Source organism: Winogradskyella aquimaris (assembly GCF_042676105.1).
GTDB lineage: Bacteria > Bacteroidota > Bacteroidia > Flavobacteriales > Flavobacteriaceae > Winogradskyella > Winogradskyella aquimaris.
On record NZ_JBHTJQ010000013.1, the window covers coordinates 1 to 650 of the forward strand.

The window sequence follows — 650 nt, forward strand, 5'->3', positions numbered from 1 at the left end:
ATGGCAGAGCAATCTCGGTGTATCGTCTACGTTATCGTTTGCAAAAGTCGATGAACTGAACACCTGTGAAAAGGCCCATGACACCCTTGATGTGGTATTGTCATTAATGGTAAAGCCACCATAAATATCCGCCGCTGCCGCGTCAACATATTGCCCGGCAATGTATCCACCTGCATTGGGATGCGTAATCTCTATCTTATTGTTTGCGGCAACATTTTCCCCAAATGAAACCGTATTATAGTTGAAGTAAAGCTGACCAGAACCCAATTTAAAACTGCCCGTACCATTTAGGGTCTGTATCAAGACATCCACTTCATAAAAGTCATTGACCCCGTCATTGGTCATTTCTGCGTTGTCAAAGGTAAAATGGATATCCTGTGCTCTTACAAAAAGACAGGACGTCAGGATAATACTCAATAGTAATAGTTTCTTCATATTATTTTATTTTAATCGATTCTTCGTTTGGCATGTAACTGTCTGCTCATAAACTGTTCTCCCTTGCCTATATTGGGGATTAAAGAGTTGATCAAATCAGTGTTCTGTACCTCGCCGTTACCATCTATATCAGCGTTGTCGTAACCATTAATTCCACGGAGTATCTCAACCTCTAGCCTATCTGTATTCTGTACCTGCCCATCACCATTGAAATC

Annotated in this window: 2 protein-coding genes; both read right to left on the reverse strand. The window is 41.2% G+C overall.

Translation table 11 applies throughout. The features are described from left to right. Nucleotides 1-435, reverse strand: a 435-nt coding sequence (locus ACFQ1K_RS09960) for a hypothetical protein (RefSeq protein ID WP_386134147.1), incomplete at its 3' end; no start/stop codon positions are given. Between the two features lie 11 nt (nt 436-446). After that, on the reverse strand, nt 447-650 hold a 204-nt coding region (locus ACFQ1K_RS09965), incomplete at its 5' end, for a hypothetical protein (RefSeq protein ID WP_320556890.1).